15 protein-coding genes are annotated in these 19,506 nt (G+C 43.9%); 7 read left to right on the top strand and 8 right to left on the bottom strand.

What is annotated here, in order from left to right:
* Positions 1 to 55: 55 nt before the first annotated feature.
* The 5 genes from fldA to AWH61_RS13855 all read right to left on the bottom strand — a co-directional run bounded on the left by fldA (position 56) and on the right by AWH61_RS13855 (position 3,982).
* The gene (fldA, locus tag AWH61_RS13875) at positions 56 to 580 is read right to left on the bottom strand and encodes a flavodoxin FldA (protein WP_014949739.1); all 525 of its coding nucleotides are present in this window, start codon (positions 578 to 580) and stop codon (positions 56 to 58) included.
* Positions 581 to 606: 26 nt separating this feature from the next.
* Positions 607 to 825, bottom strand: a complete 219-nt coding sequence (locus tag AWH61_RS13870; protein ID WP_012519093.1) for a DUF2788 domain-containing protein — start codon at positions 823 to 825, stop codon at positions 607 to 609.
* A gap of 124 nt (positions 826 to 949) precedes the next feature.
* Positions 950 to 1,729 carry an alpha/beta fold hydrolase gene (locus tag AWH61_RS13865; RefSeq protein WP_075177386.1) on the bottom strand — a complete coding sequence of 260 codons (780 nt, stop codon included), beginning with the start codon at positions 1,727 to 1,729 and terminating at the stop codon, positions 950 to 952.
* 82 nt (positions 1,730 to 1,811) lie between these two features.
* Complete coding sequence (locus tag AWH61_RS13860) at positions 1,812 to 2,210, bottom strand: H-NS histone family protein (RefSeq protein WP_014949737.1); 399 nt, start codon at positions 2,208 to 2,210, stop codon at positions 1,812 to 1,814.
* A gap of 122 nt (positions 2,211 to 2,332) precedes the next feature.
* Positions 2,333 to 3,982 carry an electron transfer flavoprotein-ubiquinone oxidoreductase gene (locus tag AWH61_RS13855; protein ID WP_075177385.1) on the bottom strand — a complete coding sequence of 550 codons (1,650 nt, stop codon included), beginning with the start codon at positions 3,980 to 3,982 and terminating at the stop codon, positions 2,333 to 2,335.
* Positions 3,983 to 4,353: 371 nt separating this feature from the next.
* Between AWH61_RS13855 and AWH61_RS13850 the strand changes: the two genes are divergently transcribed.
* Positions 4,354 to 5,106 carry an electron transfer flavoprotein subunit beta/FixA family protein gene (locus tag AWH61_RS13850; RefSeq protein WP_014949735.1) on the top strand — a complete coding sequence of 251 codons (753 nt, stop codon included), beginning with the start codon at positions 4,354 to 4,356 and terminating at the stop codon, positions 5,104 to 5,106.
* The gene (locus tag AWH61_RS13845) at positions 5,103 to 6,029 is read left to right on the top strand and encodes an electron transfer flavoprotein subunit alpha/FixB family protein (protein WP_075177384.1); all 927 of its coding nucleotides are present in this window, start codon (positions 5,103 to 5,105) and stop codon (positions 6,027 to 6,029) included. The genes AWH61_RS13850 and AWH61_RS13845 overlap by 4 nt, the downstream gene beginning before the upstream one ends.
* A gap of 122 nt (positions 6,030 to 6,151) precedes the next feature.
* On the opposite strand, the gene AWH61_RS13840 is transcribed toward AWH61_RS13845, so the two are convergent.
* The gene (locus tag AWH61_RS13840) at positions 6,152 to 6,460 is read right to left on the bottom strand and encodes an isoamylase early set domain-containing protein (RefSeq protein ID WP_075177383.1); all 309 of its coding nucleotides are present in this window, start codon (positions 6,458 to 6,460) and stop codon (positions 6,152 to 6,154) included.
* Between the two features lie 380 nt (positions 6,461 to 6,840).
* Between AWH61_RS13840 and AWH61_RS13835 the strand changes: the two genes are divergently transcribed.
* The 4 genes from AWH61_RS13835 to AWH61_RS13820 all read left to right on the top strand — a co-directional run bounded on the left by AWH61_RS13835 (position 6,841) and on the right by AWH61_RS13820 (position 13,927).
* The gene (locus tag AWH61_RS13835) at positions 6,841 to 8,076 is read left to right on the top strand and encodes an efflux RND transporter periplasmic adaptor subunit (protein ID WP_039236077.1); all 1,236 of its coding nucleotides are present in this window, start codon (positions 6,841 to 6,843) and stop codon (positions 8,074 to 8,076) included.
* On the top strand, positions 8,073 to 11,207 hold the full coding sequence (locus AWH61_RS13830) for an efflux RND transporter permease subunit (protein ID WP_075177382.1): 3,135 nt from the start codon (positions 8,073 to 8,075) through the stop codon (positions 11,205 to 11,207). Before AWH61_RS13835 ends, AWH61_RS13830 begins: the two co-directional genes overlap by 4 nt.
* Positions 11,208 to 11,254: 47 nt before the next feature.
* On the top strand, positions 11,255 to 13,417 hold the full coding sequence (locus AWH61_RS13825) for a prolyl oligopeptidase family serine peptidase (protein ID WP_083605955.1): 2,163 nt from the start codon (positions 11,255 to 11,257) through the stop codon (positions 13,415 to 13,417).
* 153 nt (positions 13,418 to 13,570) lie between these two features.
* A complete protein-coding gene (locus AWH61_RS13820; RefSeq protein WP_069944449.1) occupies positions 13,571 to 13,927 on the top strand; it encodes a hypothetical protein in 357 nt (118 codons plus the stop codon).
* 93 nt (positions 13,928 to 14,020) lie between these two features.
* On the opposite strand, the gene AWH61_RS13815 is transcribed toward AWH61_RS13820, so the two are convergent.
* Both AWH61_RS13815 and AWH61_RS13810 read right to left on the bottom strand, forming a co-directional pair.
* Entirely contained in the window at positions 14,021 to 16,267 is a 2,247-nt protein-coding gene (locus AWH61_RS13815; protein WP_075177381.1) for a TonB-dependent receptor, read from the bottom strand.
* A gap of 262 nt (positions 16,268 to 16,529) precedes the next feature.
* Positions 16,530 to 17,519 (bottom strand): GlxA family transcriptional regulator, encoded by a 990-nt coding sequence (locus tag AWH61_RS13810; protein ID WP_075177380.1) that lies wholly within the window; start codon positions 17,517 to 17,519, stop codon positions 16,530 to 16,532.
* A 142-nt stretch (positions 17,520 to 17,661) separates the two neighbouring features.
* On the opposite strand from AWH61_RS13810, the gene AWH61_RS13805 reads away from it, so the two are divergent.
* Positions 17,662 to 19,464 (top strand): acyl-CoA dehydrogenase, encoded by a 1,803-nt coding sequence (locus tag AWH61_RS13805; RefSeq protein WP_075177379.1) that lies wholly within the window; start codon positions 17,662 to 17,664, stop codon positions 19,462 to 19,464.
* Positions 19,465 to 19,506 lie beyond the last annotated feature (42 nt).

Genomic DNA, 19,506 nt, shown 5'->3' with positions numbered 1-19,506 from the left:
ATCAAAAAAAACCGCTCATCAGAGCGGTTTTTTGTATTCTTTTTCGCGGCTGTGCTTAAGCAAGTTCTGCCAAGCAAAGTTCATCGTGAATTTGCTTGCACCACGCTTTAACGCGCGAGTCAGTTAGTTCTGGTTGACGGTCTTCGTCAATACCCAAGCCAACAAAGTGATTGTCGTCAGCCATGCCTTTAGACGCTTCAAAGTCGTAGCCTTCAGTTGACCATTGACCTACTAAAATCGCACCTTTGGCTTCAACGATGTCACGTACCATGCCCATCGCGTCTAGGAAGTACTCTGCATAGTCTTCCTGGTCTCCACAACCAAAAATAGCAACTAGCTTGTCGTTGAAGTCAATTTGCTCTAGTTCAGGAAAGAAATCATCCCAATCGCATTGCGCTTCACCGTAGTACCACGTAGGGATACCAAAGATAAGCAAATCAAATTCAGCGATGTCTTCTTTACTGCTCTTGGCAATGTCTTTAACATCAATTAGCTGTTTACCCAATTCCTTCTGGATCATTTTCGCAACATGTTCGGTATTACCCGTGTCACTTCCGAAAAATAGGCCAACGCTTGCCATATCTAACCTCTATTAATCGTTACTAATTAAACGCCTGTGCTTAGCCAAAACCATTCAATAATGCCCTTCGCAAGAAACCCTAATGCGCCTAAACCTAGCACACCGTACGTTACCACTCGTCCAATAAGTGGCACATCGTTCTTACGCAGTACATCGTGTACAGCAAAACCCATCAACCCAAAAAGGATAGATAAGCCGCCATACAGCATGATGGACTCAATGAGTTCGTAATTTTCTGCAAGCATAGTGTTGTTACTTAAAAAAATCTGGCGCAACTATATCACAGTATATACGCCTGTAAGAGCCTAAAACGTTCAAAAATAGGTAATAATAGTCATTCTCATCTTAAATGATGATGAAAACCCTTCTTTAAGACGATTTATTGAGCGTTCTTTCTACAACGGCGTTAAAGACCGCTGGCTTTTCTGCATGTAACCAGTGGCCAGTACCTTCTATTACATGTGCTTTAGCCTTAGGAAAATAACGCGTTATTTCATCGCGATAGGCTGGCGTAATATAATCAGACTCACTGCCCTTGATGAATAATGTTACGCCATCAAATGTTTGATTTGTTTGTTCCCAATCAATAATGTGTGAATAACTGGCAATTAATCCATCGACATTAAAACGCCATTTCCAATCGCCATTTTCATCTTGATATAGGCTCTTCAATAAGAATTGTCGAACGCCTGGCTCTTTCACATGTTTAGCCATTTCTTTTTCAGCATCTTTTCTACTTTGAATTGCATCTAAGGGAACGGCCTTGAGTCCATCAAATACGGTTTGGTGGCTATGGTCGTAAGATACTGGTGCAATATCGGCGACAATGAGGTGAGAAACAACGTCGCCGTGGTTTAAGGCTAATCTCATGGCTACTTTGCCGCCTAATGAGTGGCCTAAAACCGCGCATTCTCTAATATTAAGCGATTGCATAATATCGAACACCCCATTTGCAGCATCGTCGACAGAAAATGAAGATGTCCACGGGGACTCACCGTGGTCAGGCAGATCAATGCTGATCACATTGTAATTAGACTCAAAGTGACGCTTAATGCCGGCTAAATTATCGGCATTTCCAAATAGTCCATGAATGAGAATCAGCCAAGGAGAGGTAGAAGCGCATTCCGAAAGTTTGTAGTTCAACTTCACAATATACTTATCCGTTTCTGAACATGCTGTTCAAACAAAATAAGGCCTGTAAAAACAGGCCTTGTTTAATTCACAATTTCAATTAATTAATGGCGTAATCGTCGAGTGACTTACCGCTATCTAGCGCTTCTTTATAAACGCGAGGCATGCGTCCTATACCTGTCCAAAGGTGTTCTTCACCCTTGCTATCAACAAGCTTGTATTTAACCGGACGTTTTTTGCCAACCTTTTTGTTTGTTTCTACATTTAATGCCTGTAGATCTTCAACATTTAAACCCGCTTCTTCCATTTGCTTTTTAATAGCAGCGAGCTTCTCTAATTTTTCTTTCTCAAGCTTTTCTTGTTCTACTAATTTTTCTTTTCTTTTCTCAATTATACCGCTAAGTTTTTCTTGAACTTGTTCAAGTTCTTCAATGCTTAATTCCTTAACAGCACCTTGTAAACGTCTTCCATGGGTTAAAATATCTAAAAAATCGCTCATTAATTAACCTTAATACGTTGTACTTAATTTCTATTGGATAATAAATAAAAGTAGCACAAAAAAAAAGCGAGCCAAGCTCGCTTTTTAAAAATATCCGTTAAATAGCAAATTAATACTTTAAATTACATGTTCGGGTAATTTGGTCCGCCGGCACCTTCCGGAACTACCCATTTAATATTTTGACTTGGGTCTTTTATGTCGCAGGTTTTACAATGAACACAGTTTTGTGCATTAATTTGGAACCGTTTTTCACCTTCCTCTTCAATTACTTCATATACACCAGCAGGGCAGTAGCGCTGTGCTGGCTCTGCAAATTTAGGTAAATTAACCTGCAAAGGAATAGACGGGTCTTTTAATTTTAAGTGGCAAGGCTGGTCTTCTTCGTGATTTGTATTAGATAAAAATACAGAAGACAGTTTATCAAAGCTTAACACGCCATCTGGCTTAGGATATGAAATCTCTTTTGCATCTTTCGCTTCTTTAAGCTGTGCGTAGTCTTTATGTTCGTCTTTCATGGTGAAAAACAAATTACCATTAAAGATATTTTGCTCTAGCGTGTTAAATGCGCCACCCCAGAAATTTCCGAGTTTGTGGATAGCGGGGCCAAAGTTACGAGAGCGGAACAATTCGTCGTATAGCCACGATGATTTAAATTTCTCTGTAAAGCTTGTTAACTCTTTTACTGGTGCCTCAGCATTTTCTGAAATGGCTTCAAAAATACTCTCTGCTGCAAGCATGCCCGACTTCATGGCCGTGTGATTACCTTTAATTTTGGCAAAGTTTAGCGTTCCGGCTTCACAGCCGACGAGTAAACCACCTGGGAAGGTCATTTTAGGCAACGAGTTAAACCCACCTTTAGCGATAGCTCTTGCGCCATAAGAGACACGTTTACCGCCTTCAAGGTACTGTTTAAATACGGGGTGGTGCTTTAGGCGTTGAAATTCATCAAACGGGCTTAGGTATGGATTGTCGTAGTTTAGGTCTACGATTAGGCCAACGAACACTTGGTTATCTTCAGCGTGGTATAAATAGCTACCGCCTGTTGCATCGTCAAGTGGCCAGCCGGCACTGTGAACCACAAGTCCTGGCTGGTGCTTAGATGGGTCTATATCCCAAATCTCTTTAAAGCCAATGGCATAATGTTGCGGTGAACTGTCTTCGTCCAGCTTAAAGTGCGAAATGAGGTCTTTTCCTAAGTGACCGCGACAGCCTTCTGCAAACACTGTGTATTTAGCGCGTAGTTCCATACCTGGCATGTAACCGTCTTTAGGTTCGCCGTTTTCACCCACGCCCATGTCGCCGGTAAGTACACCGCCAACACTGCCATCTTCATTGTAAATGACTTCAGAGGCCGCAAAGCCAGGGAATACTTCAACACCTAGTTGTTCAGCTTGATCTGCCAACCAGCGACACACATTACCCATAGACACAATATAGTTGCCATCGTTGTGCATGGTTTTCGGAGTAATAGCGTTAGGTAACTTTTTCGCTGAAGTCCCATCATTAAGTAGATAAATGTGGTCTTCAGTTACGGGTGTATTGAGAGGTGCACCTTTTTCTTTCCAATCAGGGAAAAGTTCGTTTAGTGAGCGCGGCTCAAACACGGCACCAGAAAGAATGTGTGCACCTACCTCGGAGCCTTTTTCGACCACACAAACCATTAGCTCTTGGTCTTTTTCATTTGCAAGCTGCATAAGCTTACAAGCCGTTGATAATCCAGCTGGGCCGGCACCGACGATGACTACGTCAAACTCCATCGATTCTCGTTCCACGGGAGGCTCCTTATGTTTGTATTTTTATAATGCACTATTGATGAAACAAATAATGCTTTGTGTCAAAAACATGTAAATTAATTGTCGTTTTGCAAGGTAATGCAGGTTGACGTTTACGTCAACAGTAAGTACATTGCAAAGCAGTTTACGTTAACGTTAACTGGCAGTGTATTATAACTGCTCGTAAACGTGGTGTTAACGGCGTTTTAAGGCTAGCCTTTAAAAAACGTACGTTCCACGGATTCTTTTTTAACGTAGAGCACATTGTTAAAGTTTCAAAAAGCGTGGTGAAGTAATACGTTTTTAATTATTAATAGTTAATTATTAATGAAACGTAATAGACACCGACGAACTCAACAATTGAGGTAAATATGAAAATACTCGTACCGGTCAAACGCGCGATCGACTACAACGTTAAGGTAAGAGTGAAGGCCGATGAGTCTGGCGTAGATCTTACCAACGCAAAAATGGCCATTAACCCTTTTTGCGAAATTGCTGTTGAAGAAGCCGTTCGATTAAAAGAAAAAGGTGTGGCCACTGAAATCGTTGTTGTTTCAATTGGTGATAAGAGCTGCCAAGAACAAATACGTACAGCATTAGCCCTAGGTGCTGACCGTGGTATTCAAATCGATACCGACCAAAATCTTGATTCACTTCAAGTGGCAAAGCTGTTATCTAAAGTAGTTGAAGAAGAGCAACCACAGCTTGTTATTCTTGGTAAGCAGAGTATCGACTCTGACAATAACCAAACAGGACAGATGCTTGCAGCACTTACTGGTATGCCGCAGGGGACTTTTGCGTCAGAAGTCGTTGTTGACGGCGAAAAAGTAAATGTAACCCGTGAAATTGACGGCGGTCTTCAAACTGTTGCACTTTCGCTTCCAGCTGTAGTAACCACAGATCTTCGCTTGAACGAGCCGCGTTATGCATCGCTTCCTAATATCATGAAAGCAAAACGCAAACCGTTAGACGTTAAAGCGGCTGCGGATTTTGGTGTTTCACTTGACTCAAACGTTAAGGTGCTAAAAGTGACGCCTCCGCCTCAGCGCGAGGGTGGCATTAAAGTGGCAGATGTTGCTGAGTTGGTAGACAAGTTAAAAAATGAAGCAAAGGTGATCTCATGAGCGTACTCGTATATGCAGAACACGATAATGCAAGCTTAAAGACTGAAACGCATAAGCTTGTGAATGCCGCGCAGAAAATGGGTGGCGATATTCACGTGCTAGTCGCAGGTGAAGGTTGCCAAGCAGTAGCTGAAGCTGCGGCGCAAATTGATGGTGTTGCAAAAGTACTTGTTGCTGACAATGCTGCTTACAAGCATCAGCTTGCTGAGAATACGGCTGATCTAGTAGTAGAACTTGCTGCTGACTACAGCCACATTGTTGCTGCTGCAACCACTACAGGTAAGAACTTCATGCCTCGCGTAGCGGCTTTATTAGACGTAGCGCAAATCTCTGACATCATTGGTGTAGAGAGTGAAGACACGTTTGTACGCCCAATTTACGCAGGTAACGCTATTGCTACCGTACAATCATCTGACGCGAAAAAGGTGATTACTGTACGAGCCGCATCGTTCGATGCAGCTTCAACAGGCGGTAGCGCAGAAGTTGCAGCAGTGGACGTTGTAAAAGGCAGTGATAAGTCTGATTTCGTATCGGCAGAGCTGACTGAGTCTGAGCGACCTGAATTAACTGCAGCAGAAGTGGTAATTTCAGGTGGTCGCGGTATGCAAAACGGTGACAACTTCAAGCTTCTTGAGGGCATTGCTGACAAGCTAGGTGCTGCCATCGGTGCATCACGCGCCGCAGTAGATGCTGGGTTCGTTCCGAATGATATGCAGGTAGGTCAAACAGGTAAAATTGTTGCGCCTCAGCTATATATTGCTGTAGGTATCTCGGGCGCTATTCAGCACCTTGCAGGTATGAAAGATTCTAAAGTCATTGTTGCTATCAACAAAGATGAAGAAGCGCCAATCTTCCAGGTTGCTGACTACGGGTTAGTAGGTGACTTGTTTGATGTACTTCCAGAGCTGGAAAATTCGTTGTAAATCGAATTTTAAGGTTAAGCAAAATAAAGACAAAAGGCTGCGTATACGCAGCCTTTTTTGGTAGGGAATCGTTATAAAATAACTAGAGTAGTTACGGGTATGTTTTTTAATGGAACAATAATTTAAACGCGCACCACTGAGTTGTCTTCTATGCTCACAGGTGAGGGAATATAAGCATCTGCTTCCCAATCGTTTTCCCATTTTTCACCATCGATGAGATAGCGAAACTGGTACTCGTGATCCTTCTCTAAATCCACCGTTAACGTGAAGTCTCCACTTTTCAGTTTCTTCATCGTTAGTGGCTGTGATTTCCAGTCAGTAAAGTCACCACACAACGCTGCTTCTCTGGCGTCTTGCGCCGCTTCCGCATTTAGTCGAAATGTCACTTTGCACAGAGGTTTTGATTTAAGGTATTGTTTCTTAAGACTCATAATGTGTTTTCCCTTCAACGTAGCGAAATCATTCCCGAGGCTACTTCGCATTAAAGACTAAGCTCAAATAACAACCGCCGGTTAACTCATAACCAATGAGTGATTAAATAATCAACGAAAATCTGATAATTATCAATCTTACTTTGTATTCTTTTGATAATTTTTTATATTAGGGCGGCTGATTTTTATGTGTATTTTAAAAACAATTAACTGACACAAAATTTAACAATCTTAAGTGGGCACAATAACCACAAATCAGTACACTAGTGTTGAAACAATAATAATAGATTTTCGTGGGTTATCAGGTGGTATGTGAAAGTGCAATAAATCGTTGCGTCCGTTTCACTCGCGTGGATTTCCTTCGTTCCTAGGGATAGTAAATGAAAAACTCCATCTTGATGAAAAGTGGCATTCCACTAATCATAGTTTTGGTCGCGTTTATCGCCGCGACAGTCATGATCAAATCACGTAAGCCACCAGAGCAAGTACCCGTGGAAATTCCTGCTTTCTTGGTTGAAGCGAAAGAAGCAACAGCAGAGGCCGTGAGCTTTATCGTAAAATCTCAGGGTAACGTTGTTCCACGAAATAAAACTGCGTTAAGTGCGCAGGTCAGTGGCCAAGTAGTAAGTTTGTCTGATGTATTTATAGCTGGCGGTACGTTCAAAAAAGGGGATGTACTGGCAACACTTGAACAAGATGATTATCGCACGGATCTTAAGCTCGCAGAGGCTGAATTAGCTCAAGCGCAAGCAGCGCTTCAAGAAGAAATAGCTCGCGGCAAAGTAGCCGAGCAAGAATGGCGTTCGGTAAGTAGCGTTGCACCGCCTGAGTTGGGTTTACGTAAGCCGCAACTGGCAAAAGAACAAGCAAACGTTAAAGCTGCAGAAGCCAAACTAGAGCGCGCAAAACGCAACTTGGCAAGAACACAAATTACAGCCCCTTATAATGGCATTGTGGTTGAACGTAATATTGACCTGGGTCAGTTTGTATCAATGGGCGCAGTACTTGGTACCGTTTACTCCACCGATACTGCAGAAGTCAGGCTGCCTATTACTGACAGCGATTTAATGTTTATCAATATTGCCGGACAATCCAATGACGGCGCTCCGGTTTCGTTAACGGCCTCTGTGGGCGGTGTGAAACGTACTTGGGAAGGTAAACTGGTGCGTTCAGAAGGTATTTTAGATACGGGCAGCCGAGTAGTATATGCCATTGTGGAAGTACAAGATCCTTACAATCTGAAATCTTCACACAATGCCCCCCTTCGTTTTGGTCAGTTTGTAGAAGCAGAAATCACATCTCGTCAGAATGAAGAATTGGTGGTGTTGCCTCGTAGCATTTTACGTTTAGACAATACCGTACTGACTGTTAACGACAATCGTGAGATTGAAATAAAGCCTGTTGAGGTTGCGCGCACAACCGCTAAAGAAGTGTTTATTCGTTCTGGCATTGAGCATGGAAGCCTGGTAGTGAGAAGTGCCGTACCAAACCCATATAATGGCATGAAAGTTCGTCTTCCTGGCGATGAACCTGTGCTTTCTGATGCCGCCGAATCAGATGCTAGCGAAGATAACGATAAAGTAGAGAGCACGTCCACGGAAGGTGAAAGCGAATGAGCCGTATTGATACCAATAAAGGGCTTATTGCCTGGTTCGCGCGTAACAGCGTAGCTGCAAATCTTCTGATGTGGTTGCTTGTAGTTGGCGGATTATTTGGTGCCTTCAGTATTCAGAAGCAAGTATTTCCCAATTTCGAGATAGACATTATTAATGTTCGCGTACCGTATTTGGGGGCCGCACCTCAGGAAGTAGAAGAGGGCGTACTGCTTAAAATTGAAGAGTCAATTAAAGACTTAGAGGGTATTAAGCAGCTTAATTCCACAGCCGTTGAAGGTATGGGTACGGTAAGTATTCAGGTGGAAGAAGACTATGATGTTCAATCTTTACTTGATGAAGTAAAAGTACAAGTTGACGCTATTCCGAGCTTCCCCGCAGACACTGAAAAGCCCGTTATTTACCGTCAAAAAATACAACAAGACGTAATTTGGCTCTCGGTTTACGGTGACGCGTCTGAACGGGAGTTAAAAGAGTTTGCCAAAGATTTGCGCGACGACATTGCTAACCTACCTGGTATTTCAAGTGTTCAAGTTGTTGGGGCAAGGGATTATGAGATTTCCGTTGAGCTTTCGGAAGTCGATTTGCAAAAATACAACCTTACATTCGCCGATGTCGTTGCGCGTTTAAGTCAAACCAGCGTCGACTTACCTGGCGGCTCAATTCGCACTGAAAATGGCGATATTCTGCTTAGAACGAAAGGGCAAGCCTATACGGGCTGGGATTTCTCGCAGATTGTTTTAGTAACAAACAGTAACGGCACGCGCGTGACATTAGGTGATGTGGCGTATATCAACGATGGTTTTATTGAAAATAACCAATATGCGCTATTCGACGATAAACCCGCTGTTAGTTTGCGAGTGCGTGCGGTAGGTGATCAAAACGCATTAGAAATCTCTGAGCAAGTTAATACCTATATTGAGAGTCAGAAATCGGAATTTCCGGCGCATATAACAGCTGATACGTGGGGCGACAGTTCGTTCTACTTAGCTGACCGACTTAACATGATGCTGGAAAACATGTTCTTCGGCGCGCTTCTGGTTTTCTTGGTACTTTCTTTGTTTTTAAAAATTAAGCTCGCGTTTTGGGTCATTGTGGGCTTGCCGGTTTGTTTTCTTGGCACCTTGTTAGTTATGCCGCTAGATATGGTTGGTGTGTCTATCAACATGCTTAGCCTGTTCGCGTTTATTCTTGTGCTGGGTATTGTGGTTGACGACGCCATTATCATGGGGGAATCGGCGTATTCTGAAATAGACAAAAAAGGCCATAGCGCTGAAAACGTGATAGCGGGCGTCAAAAAGGTCGCTATGCCAGCAACATTTGGCGTGTTGACAACCATTGCCGCATTCTCGCCCATGCTGATGGTATCTGGGCCGTTTGGAATTATTTGGAAAACCATCGGTATGGTGGTTATCGTATGCCTTATTTTCTCGCTCATTGAGTCCAAACTAATATTGCCGGCTCACTTGGTACACATGAAGCTTAAGCCTTACGATCCTGAAAAGGCGAATAGATTTCAAAAGTTCCGAGATTTCTTCAGCGAAGGTATTAAGACGTTTATAAACAATAAATACGCGCCATTTTTGGCTACAGCTGTACGAAATCGCTACACCACGGTTGCTGTGTTTATGGCTATGCTGATCCTCACAGTAGGCCTGTTCGGTGGTGGTATTGTACGTTTTGTATTTTTCCCGAATATTCCTAGCGATTTTATGATTGCAAGTTTCGAGCTTGAGCCAGGCTCATCGCTTGAACAGCGTGATAATGTACTGACTACGCTTCGCGAGGCCATGCACCGCATGGACGACAAAGTAGCTGAAGAGTCGGGTGAAAACGTTATAAAGCACGCCATTGCCTTTGATAATGGCAACCTTGGGGGAGAGATTTTCGCAGAGCTTACCAAAGGTGAAACGCGTACGCTGACAGACTTTGAAATTCAAGACATGTGGCGTCAAGAGTTACCAGAAATCCCAGGTGTTAAGTCGTTTAATATTAGCTCTCCGGGTGGCCCTGGTGGCGGTTCAGACCTGAGCTTTGAATTTAGCTCAAGCGATATTAAGGCCCTTCGTTCGATAAGTGATGAACTTAAAGAAGCGTTGGATAAATACGAAGGTGTTACCGACATTAACGACACCTTCTCAGGCGGAAGCGAAGAAATTCAGCTAGCACTGAAACCTCAGGCTGATGCGCTAGGTATTTCTTTGCGTGATTTAGGTCAGCAGGTTCGCTTTGGTTTCTATGGTGCGGAAGTACAGCGTATCCAGCGTGACGATGAAGAAATCAAAGTGATGGTGCGTTATCCGAAAACGGAACGTAGCTCTATTGAACACCTTGAAAACATGCGTATCCGCGCGCCAAATGGGCAAGAAATTCCGTTTGAGCAGGTGGCGACATTTACAGTTGGTCAGGGCTTTGATTCAATTATTCGTGTCGATGGTAAACGCTCGGTAACCGTAACTGGTGCAGTGGATAAAGCGTTGCTTGACCCGTCAGAAGTAACCAATGATGTGATTGAAAATCTGATGCCGGATCTACTAGCGCGGTATCCCAAGGTGGACTTCCAGCTTCAAGGTAACTCGAAAGAGCAGGCTGACGCTATGATCAGCCTAATGCAGGGGCTTCTATTTGCACTCTTTGCCATTTATACCTTGCTTGCTATTCCGCTTAAATCGTACAGCCAGCCGTTCATCATTATGTCGGTTATACCTTTTGGTATCGTAGGCGCCATTGTGGGGCATTTGGTATTAGGTATGGCGGTAAGCGTACTTTCTATCTGCGGCATAATTGCGTTGTCTGGGGTGGTAGTTAACGACAGCTTGATCATGGTGGATTTCGTTAACCGTGCGCGCAAAGAAGGCATGTCGCTAATGGATGCTGCTATTAGCGCAGGTACTCAGCGTTTCAGAGCAATTATCCTCACCTCACTAACAACGTTTATGGGGCTTATGCCGATTGTTTTTGAGCGCAGTTTACAGGCTCAAGTTGTGATCCCAATGGCTATTTCATTGGCCTTCGGTATTTTGTTCGCCACGGTTATCACCTTGCTGCTTGTCCCAGCGCTGTACCTTATTTTAAATGACCTTAAAAGCGTGTTTAAAGGTCGAAAACATACGCAAGTTACGACAGAAAGCTAAATAGAAAATGCCGGTTGAAACCGGCATTTTTCGTTTAAGGAATAAAAATGAAGAAAAATCTAATATACGCTGCAATAGTAGCGGCATCAGCAGGTTTAACCTTGGCGTGTACAAGCTCGTATACCGAATCTACTAGTTCAGTGCAAGGTGAATCACAAAGTGGCGGCATGCCAAAAGTGTCCGACTATCCAGAAACCAAAACTGTGACTCAGCAAGACAACTATCATGGCACTGTAGTGAGCGACCCATACCGCTGGCTAGAAGAAGAAAAGAGCGAAGAGGTAAGTGCTTGGGTTGAGTCTCAAAACACCCTTGCTCGTCCTTACCTGGCTGAATTGCCCTCTAGAGAAAGATACAAAGAACGTCTAACAGCGCTGTGGGACTACGAAAAATACTCAACGCCATATATGGTAAACGGCAAGCTGTTTTATTCTTATAACGACGGCTTGCAAAACCAATATGTGCTTTATATGGCTGACGGCGTTAACGGTGAGCCTGAAGTACTGATTGACCCAAATACATTGAGTGAAGATGGCACAGTGTCTATGGCGTCAACTGAACTAAGCCCTAAAGCCTCGTTCTTGGCCTACATGCTTTCTGACGGTGGTACAGACTGGAAAACCATTCACGTTCGTGACACCAGTAAGAAGTCGGATTTAACTGACACTATTAAAGGCATTAAGTTTTCAAATATCGCGTGGTTGCCCGATGAAAGCGGCTTTTTCTATTCACGTTACCCCCAAAATGAAGCTGGTAAGTATGATGATAGCCAAACCGTATCTATCTATTTTCACGCAATAGGTACAGCGCAAAATGAAGACAAAAAGGTATTTGCGTTTGACAATAAACCTACATGGAACCCTTATCCCTCGGTTGTTCAAGATGGCAAAACACTGCTCATTTCTGTGTTCGAGGGATATCAGGCGAATGGTGTTTATGCTAAATCGCTGGTAAATGATAACAGTGAGCTCGTTCCGGTTTTCGACAAATGGGATGGCCGTTACGACCTAATTGGCGAGCATGACGACGAGTTATTTTTCACATCTACAGCAAATGCCCCTACAGGTAAGGTTATTAAGGTTGATTTCGATGGTGGCGTTAAAGCAACGGAAACCGTAATTGAAAGTACATCTGATACCTTGTCGAGCGTTTCACTATTGGGTGAAAAACTTTTTGCTCAGTATCTAAAAGATGTAAAAGGGCAGGTAAGTGTATTTGATTTAAACGGCGAGAAAATAGATGAAATTGCGTTTACTGATATTGGAAGTGTAAGCGGGTTTTACGGAAGCAAAAATGCCGATACAACGTTCTATAAACTTACGGGATTCACAAATCCTGGCCAAGTATTTGCGTACGACGTAAAAAGCGGCGAGTCATCATTATTTAAATCCATCGATACCGGTGTTAATTATGATGATTACGAAACAAAGCAAATTTTTTACACCAGTAAAGATGGAACAAAAGTTCCCATGTTTATCGTGCATAAAAAAGGCTTGAAGCTAGATGGAAATAATAAAACGTTACTGTACGGGTATGGTGGTTTTAATATTTCACTGCTGCCCCGCTATTCAGTATCACGCATGGTATGGGTAGAGCAGGGCAATGTACTGGCCATAGCTAACTTACGTGGTGGTGGTGAGTATGGGCAACAGTGGCACAAGGCTGGGACTAAGTTAGATAAGCAAAACGTATTTGATGACTTTATCGCAGCGGGTGAGTATTTGGTTGAAAGTGGCTACACCACGCCTGAGAAAATGGGTATTCAAGGTGGCTCGAATGGCGGTTTGCTTGTTGGTGCGACCTTAACACAGCGCCCGGATCTCTTTTCTGCTGCCTTACCTGCAGTTGGCGTGTTAGATATGCTTCGCTATCACACACCTAGTGCAAATGCGCGGGCATGGTCCTCTGATTATGGGTTAAGTGAAAACAAAGACGAATTTGAAGCGCTTTATGCTTATTCGCCACTTCACAACACCAAGCCCGGCACGTGCTACCCGGCTACATTAGTCACTACAGGTGATCACGATGACCGTGTTGTGCCGTGGCATAGCTATAAATTTGCAGCTCAACTACAGGCTGACCAAAGCTGCGATAACCCAATTCTACTTCGTGTTGAAACTCGAGCTGGTCACGGTGCGGGTACCCCAACGTGGATGCAAATAGAAGGGTATGCCGACCAGTGGGCCTTTTTGGAGTCCGCTCTCAACTAGCGCATATATACTGCTATTAAATAGAAGCCGCTTTAAAAAGCGGCTTTTTTGTTTGCATTTTAAACAAATGGACATATACTGTATAAATATCAGTATGGTTTATTTTGAGTCTTATCTTGGTTCGCTAAAAAGCGCAACGTTTAGGAGATAGTTATGCAAACAGGCATTAAAGCGGTTGATCAGCTTATTTCAAAACACGGCATTATGGCAGAATTCGGATCAGACACGTTTCAACGCCGTAGCCGCTTGACTGGGGGCGACGAGCGCGCAAATGGCTTGCCTTTCTGTATGTATCAAAAGGTGGTACATGCCCCTTTGTCTCATCAATTTACCGTGCATCATTTTTATATGCCGGGTAATAAGGGGAAATTAGCGAGCTTTTTGTTTAATGAAAAAGGGCAGTTGATTGAGCAGGTCTACTACCAGAAAGTTGCCCGCTGGGTGGAAGTGTGCAGAAAATTACAGCAGCTAGTACAAATGCCTACGTCTGATATTCATATGGCGGCGTAACAGAAAAAAAAGCGGTAACGTTTCTCAACGTCACCGCTTTTCTACTAAATAGATAGGTAGCTACAATGGAAGAGAGTAGCTACTTAACTTTTCTTAGTAATATGTGTACTTAAACTCAACACCCCAAATACGAGGTTCGTTTACAATACCCGTTAAGTTTGCAAAGTCGATTGCACCTTTAACGTTGTCTTCGTCTGTTATGTTACGACCGAATAGCGCTACCGTGTAGTTGTGCGCAAAGTTCTCATAACCAATGCGTAGACCGCCTTCGAAATTGTCGTCTGTAGTAAACTCAACCGCTTCATATAGGAAGATGTTGGTTTCACCTTGGAACGCCCAATCAGTAAACACGAAGAACTCACCGTCATCACCCATAGGGATAGTGTAACGTGCAGTGAAGTTAAAGATTGATTCAGGTGCTTGCGGGAAAGGGTTTCCGTCAATGATTGCATTGAATCCATCTGGGCGCTCATCAGTTACTGTACAGTAGCCAGTGAAGCCATCAGATGCGTTTGTACCACAAGGTGCAACCGTTAGAGAATCATCTTTGATTTCAGTGTGGTTGTAGCTGTAGCCAGCAGTAAAGGTAAGTTCGTCAGTCGCTAGCCATTGAGCGTCTACTTCAAAACCATAAGCTTCACCTTCGTCAGCATTCACTAGCGCAGTAAAGTTGTTACCACCACCAATGGCCGAGAACTGCATGTCATCAACGGTATAGTAGAACGCAGCAGCGTTTAGACGTAGCGTGTCGTCGAATAGGTCTGACTTAATACCCACTTCAAAAGAGTTGATCGTTTCTGCGTCTGCAACTGAAGGTGCACCTTCAAATGCAACGTCACGACCTTGGATAGTTTGCGCTCTGAAACCATTAGCATAGCGAGCAAAAACAGACATGTCGTCAGTTACACGGTAGTTTGCACTTAGTTCAAAGCTTGTTTGACCGTCATCTACGTTGATGTCTTCGTAATCCTGAACGGCAGCAATGCCTAGAACAACGGCAAAGCCGTCAACGTTCTGTTCGCCAACCACAAGAGACTTCTTGTCGTGAGTGTAACGGATACCACCAGTAACGTTTAGCTTGTCGTTAACTTGGTAAGATGACTGACCGAATACCGCCCATGTTTGGTTTTCATGGAATACCGTAGTCGCGCCAAAGAAACCGTCGATGCTGGTTACGTTGAACGATGCGTCGTAATAGAAAGCACCTACTTGCCAGTTCATTGGGTCGCTGGTGTTGCTTGCTAAACGAAATTCTTGCGTGTACTGCTCTAGATCGTCAAGGTTATCTTGAGTCACAAAGTTTTGTGAAGCAATCGCGTCGCCGTCGATGTCGCCAAGGCTTGAACCTTCAGCGGTTTCAATTGCAGAGATTGAAGTAAAGGTTACATCGTCCATGTCGTATTCTAGTTTAAGTGATGCACCTAAACCTTCATAAGACTGTGGGTTGTTATCTGTACCGTTACCTTCTAGATCGCCATCGTAGCTTACTGTTTCGCGGTCGTAGCTATCGTTAAGGTCATTGCTGCCTTTATTAAAAACGTTTCCACGGAAAATTGAAGCAGTACCGTCTAAGTCGCGGCCGTGTACGTTGAGAAGTGCAGAGAAGTCCGCTGATGGCTCCCAAAGAAGCTGTAAGCGCCATGCTTTTTCGTCGAAGCCGCCTAATGCGTCGTTTTGACCTGTTGCTGCGTTGTCGATGTAATCATCACGCTCTTGTGACAATACAGAAAGACGGGCAGAAAGTTCGTCAGTAAGGCCGCCGCTAATAGCGCCTTCGAAGTTCATTGTACCGTATGAACCGAAGCCTGCTTTCGCGTAACCTTCAACGTCTTGGGTTGGTTTTACTGTATCAAATTTAATGATACCAGCAGTGGTGTTACGACCAAATAGTGTACCTTGTGGGCCACGAAGTACTTCAACTTGCTGAACGTCGAAAAGCGGGAAGCTTTTAAGTACCACGTTTTCCATTACCACTTCGTCCATGATAATAGAAACAGGTTGTGATGCAGCAAGGTCGAAGTCGGTGTTACCTAGACCACGAATATAAAAACGCGGTGCAACACGACCATTTGATGACTCAGCATAAAGACCTGGTACGCGAACCGCTAGAGCAAGAATATCTTCACCGCCAGAGAATAGGCTTTCGAATTTCTCACCGCTTAGTGTCGCAACAGAAATAGGTACTTCCTGAATTGACTGAGTACGCTTTTGCGCAGTAACGGTAATCTGTTCAAGTGAGGCTTCTTTTTTTTCTGTCGTCGCGGCCTCTTGTGCAAGAACTGAAGAGCTGAACGCAGCACTAACGGCTAACGCTAGTGTGGCGATTTTGTGTGTTCTCATGTTTCCACCAAGATGATTTTAAATTTATACTTTTGTAGTGTTTTTAGCACAAAAATTAACAATCTATGCTTGGCGCTGCATTTTACACAAACTTTTACATAAAAACTTCAAATTTGTGCAAACCAAGGCGTTTTTCATCGAAAATGCACAATATTAGTTAGATTGAATATAACTAAAAAGCCTGTGTGCACAGGCATGGAACATCAAACTTAATAGAGAGGTATTTTTTGGTGCAAGTAGTTTACTAACCATCTAAATCAAATTAGCCTCGCTTGAATTTCGCTCGGTATTGAGAAGGTGATAAACCAGTCGTTTTTTTAAATAGTCGAGTGAACGAGCTAAGGTCTTCATAGCCTACAGCGCTAATCACGCTCTCTAACGGCATACTAGAGGTTTCTAAGAGCTTTCTCGCGTGCTCAATGCGCAGCGACTGTAAATACTGACCTGGTGTAATATCACACGCGTTTTTAAATCGGCGTATAAGTGTGCGTTCGGTCATATTATGCCGTAGCGCTAGTTCGCTTAGCGTACATTTATTTTGTACGTTCTTTTCCAGAAAAGACTGTACCGCTTTAATGTCCTTGTCTGAGTGAAATCGTCGCTGACGACTGCTGGCATAAATAGTTTGGCTTGTTCTGGACACATCCAAAACGTGGGATTTTGCCGTATCGCTCGCAATCTGATGACCACAGTAGCGTTCTATCAACAAGATAGATAAATCAATCCACGCCATGCCGCCGCCTGCACAAAACACCGTATCGTCTTCAGTAACCATTTTCTCGGGTTGTAAGTTTACGGTAGGGTACATGGCTTTAAATTTATCTGCATATCCCCAATGTGTAGTGGCAATTTTATTGTCCAATAATTCAGATTGGGCCAAAAGGAAAGTGCCGGTGCAATTGGCGGCAATGTCGGCCCCCATTTTCTGCAGACGCCTTATGTGTACAAGCAGAGGCTCTGTGCTTTCTAGCACTTCATCAATATCGCCACCAATGGTGGGAATTAACAAGACATCAGTGTGTGAGACTTCTTCGATGGCGATATTGGGCTGTAGAACAACTTGATTAGAGCAAAGAATAGGCTGCCCATGGTGACTGGCCAACTGAACTTTAAACTGAGGGTTGGTTGGTAAGTTGTGTATTCGCTGCCAACTAATACCTGCGAAAGCAAATACATCGAGGGCTCCTGTAATGGCAGATGCCAAGGCTTGGTTAAAGCCGAGTACGGTAACGGTGAACTTAGTGTCATTCATAAAAATAATTCGAGTTATAAAATAAGATAAAACTCAGTGATTGTTGGCGTGATTGGCCATTATTGTGTCATTAATGACAATAATGGCACGATAACGAATATGACACAATGTGTTAACAAGTTTTCGTAGAGGACAGGACACCATGGCCGACCAACTTATTCCCCGCCGTGAAATGCAATTTCAGCTGTACGAAGTATTAAACACCGCAGCCTTATGTGAAAAAGCTCGCTTCGAAGAGCACAATGTAGAAACCTTCAACGCTGTTATTGATATGGCCGAAAAAATGGCAGAAGAGTTATTTCTTCCACATAATGCCGTTGCTGATAAAAACGAGCCTACATTCGATGGCACCAAAGTCTCTATGATTGATGACGTAAAAGTGGCTTTTGACACATACAGAGAGTCTGGGTTTATCGCGGGTCATTTTGATTTTGAAGATGGCGGTATGCAGCTTCCTGTTACCGTGATGAATGCCTGCGCGGGCTATTTTTTAGCGGCAAACCCATCGTCAACCGCTTACCCTTTCTTAACTGCGGCGGCTGCTAATGTCATTAAGCATTTTGCCTCTGAGGATATCAAAAGTGCGTTTCTATCAAAAATGCTAGCGGGTGACTTCACTGGAACCATGGCACTTACCGAGCCCCATGCCGGTTCGTCACTTGCTGATATTCGTACATCAGCAAGGCCGCAAGATGATGGAACGTATCGAATCAAAGGCAGCAAGATTTATATATCAGGTGGTGAACATGAGCTTTCCGACAACATCGTACATTTGGTGTTGGCGAAAATTCCAGGTGGCCCAGCTGGTGTAAAAGGCATCTCCTTATTTGCTGTGCCTAAATACCGCCTCGACGCTGACGGCAATCCAGATGTACGCAACGATGTTACCCTTGCTGGCCTTATCCATAAAATGGGCTACCGAGGTACAACTTCAACCGCACTGACCTTTGGCGAAAATGGTGACTGCCACGGCTACCTTATTGGCGAGCCGCACCAGGGTTTGCGCTACATGTTCATGATGATGAATGAAGCACGCATTGGCGTGGGCTATGGTGCTGCCATGATAGGGTATCGCGGGTACCGTTACTCACTAGAATACGCAAAAGATCGTACTCAAGGTCGCGCTGCGCCTAATCTTGCGCCAGAAGACGAGCCTACACCTATTATCAATCACGGTGACGTGCGACGTATGTTGCTAGCGCAAAAGGCCTACTGTGAAGGCGGTATGTCCCTCTGCTTGTACGGCAGCATGCTCATCGATGAGATGGAGACAGAAACTGACAGCGAAAAGCGCACCGAGCTTTCTCAGCTTTTAGATCTTTTAACACCCGTGTTCAAAGCATGGCCTTCAGAGTTTGGCCCTAAAGCCAACGATTTGGCAATTCAAATTCTAGGTGGTGCGGGCTACACCCGTGAATATCCTGTTGAGCAGTGCTGGCGAGATAACCGCTTAAACCCAATTCACGAGGGCACGAATGGTATTCAGGCGTTAGATCTGCTGGGAAGAAAGTTATGGCAGCACGACGGCAAAGGTCTTCAGGTGCTGCTTTCTCGTGTAACAAGCGATATGAAGCGCGCAGAAACGCCAAGAGCGCAGGCACTAGCTGCAAAATTAAAACCTTATCTAGACCAGCTTGGTGGTTTAATTCAACAGGCAGCAGCCGATTTGCGCTCAGATAAGCAACCAGTCTTGCTAACCAATGCGAGTTGCTTCTTAAACATATTTTCAAGTTGTGTGGTGAGCTGGATTTGGCTACGCCAGGCAAATGTTGCCGAACAAACACTTGTTAACGGTGCTGGCGAGCAAGACGTTGATTTTTACGAAGGTAAGTTAGCAGCAGCTGAATACTTCTTGAATTGGGAGTTACCGCTTGTCAGTCGCGATATTGAGGTGCTTTCTTCACGCGAGGCGACGTGTAACAACGTAAAAGCGAGTTATTTTTAATCGTTCAAATCAAGAAGCATGCGCAGTGACCAATATTAATGG

Source organism: Alteromonas sp. W12 (genome assembly GCF_001924945.1).
In the GTDB taxonomy this organism is placed as follows: domain Bacteria; phylum Pseudomonadota; class Gammaproteobacteria; order Enterobacterales; family Alteromonadaceae; genus Alteromonas; species Alteromonas macleodii.
The sequence above is the reverse complement of the archived record's forward strand: the minus strand, read 5'-3'. Positions and strand labels throughout refer to the sequence as shown.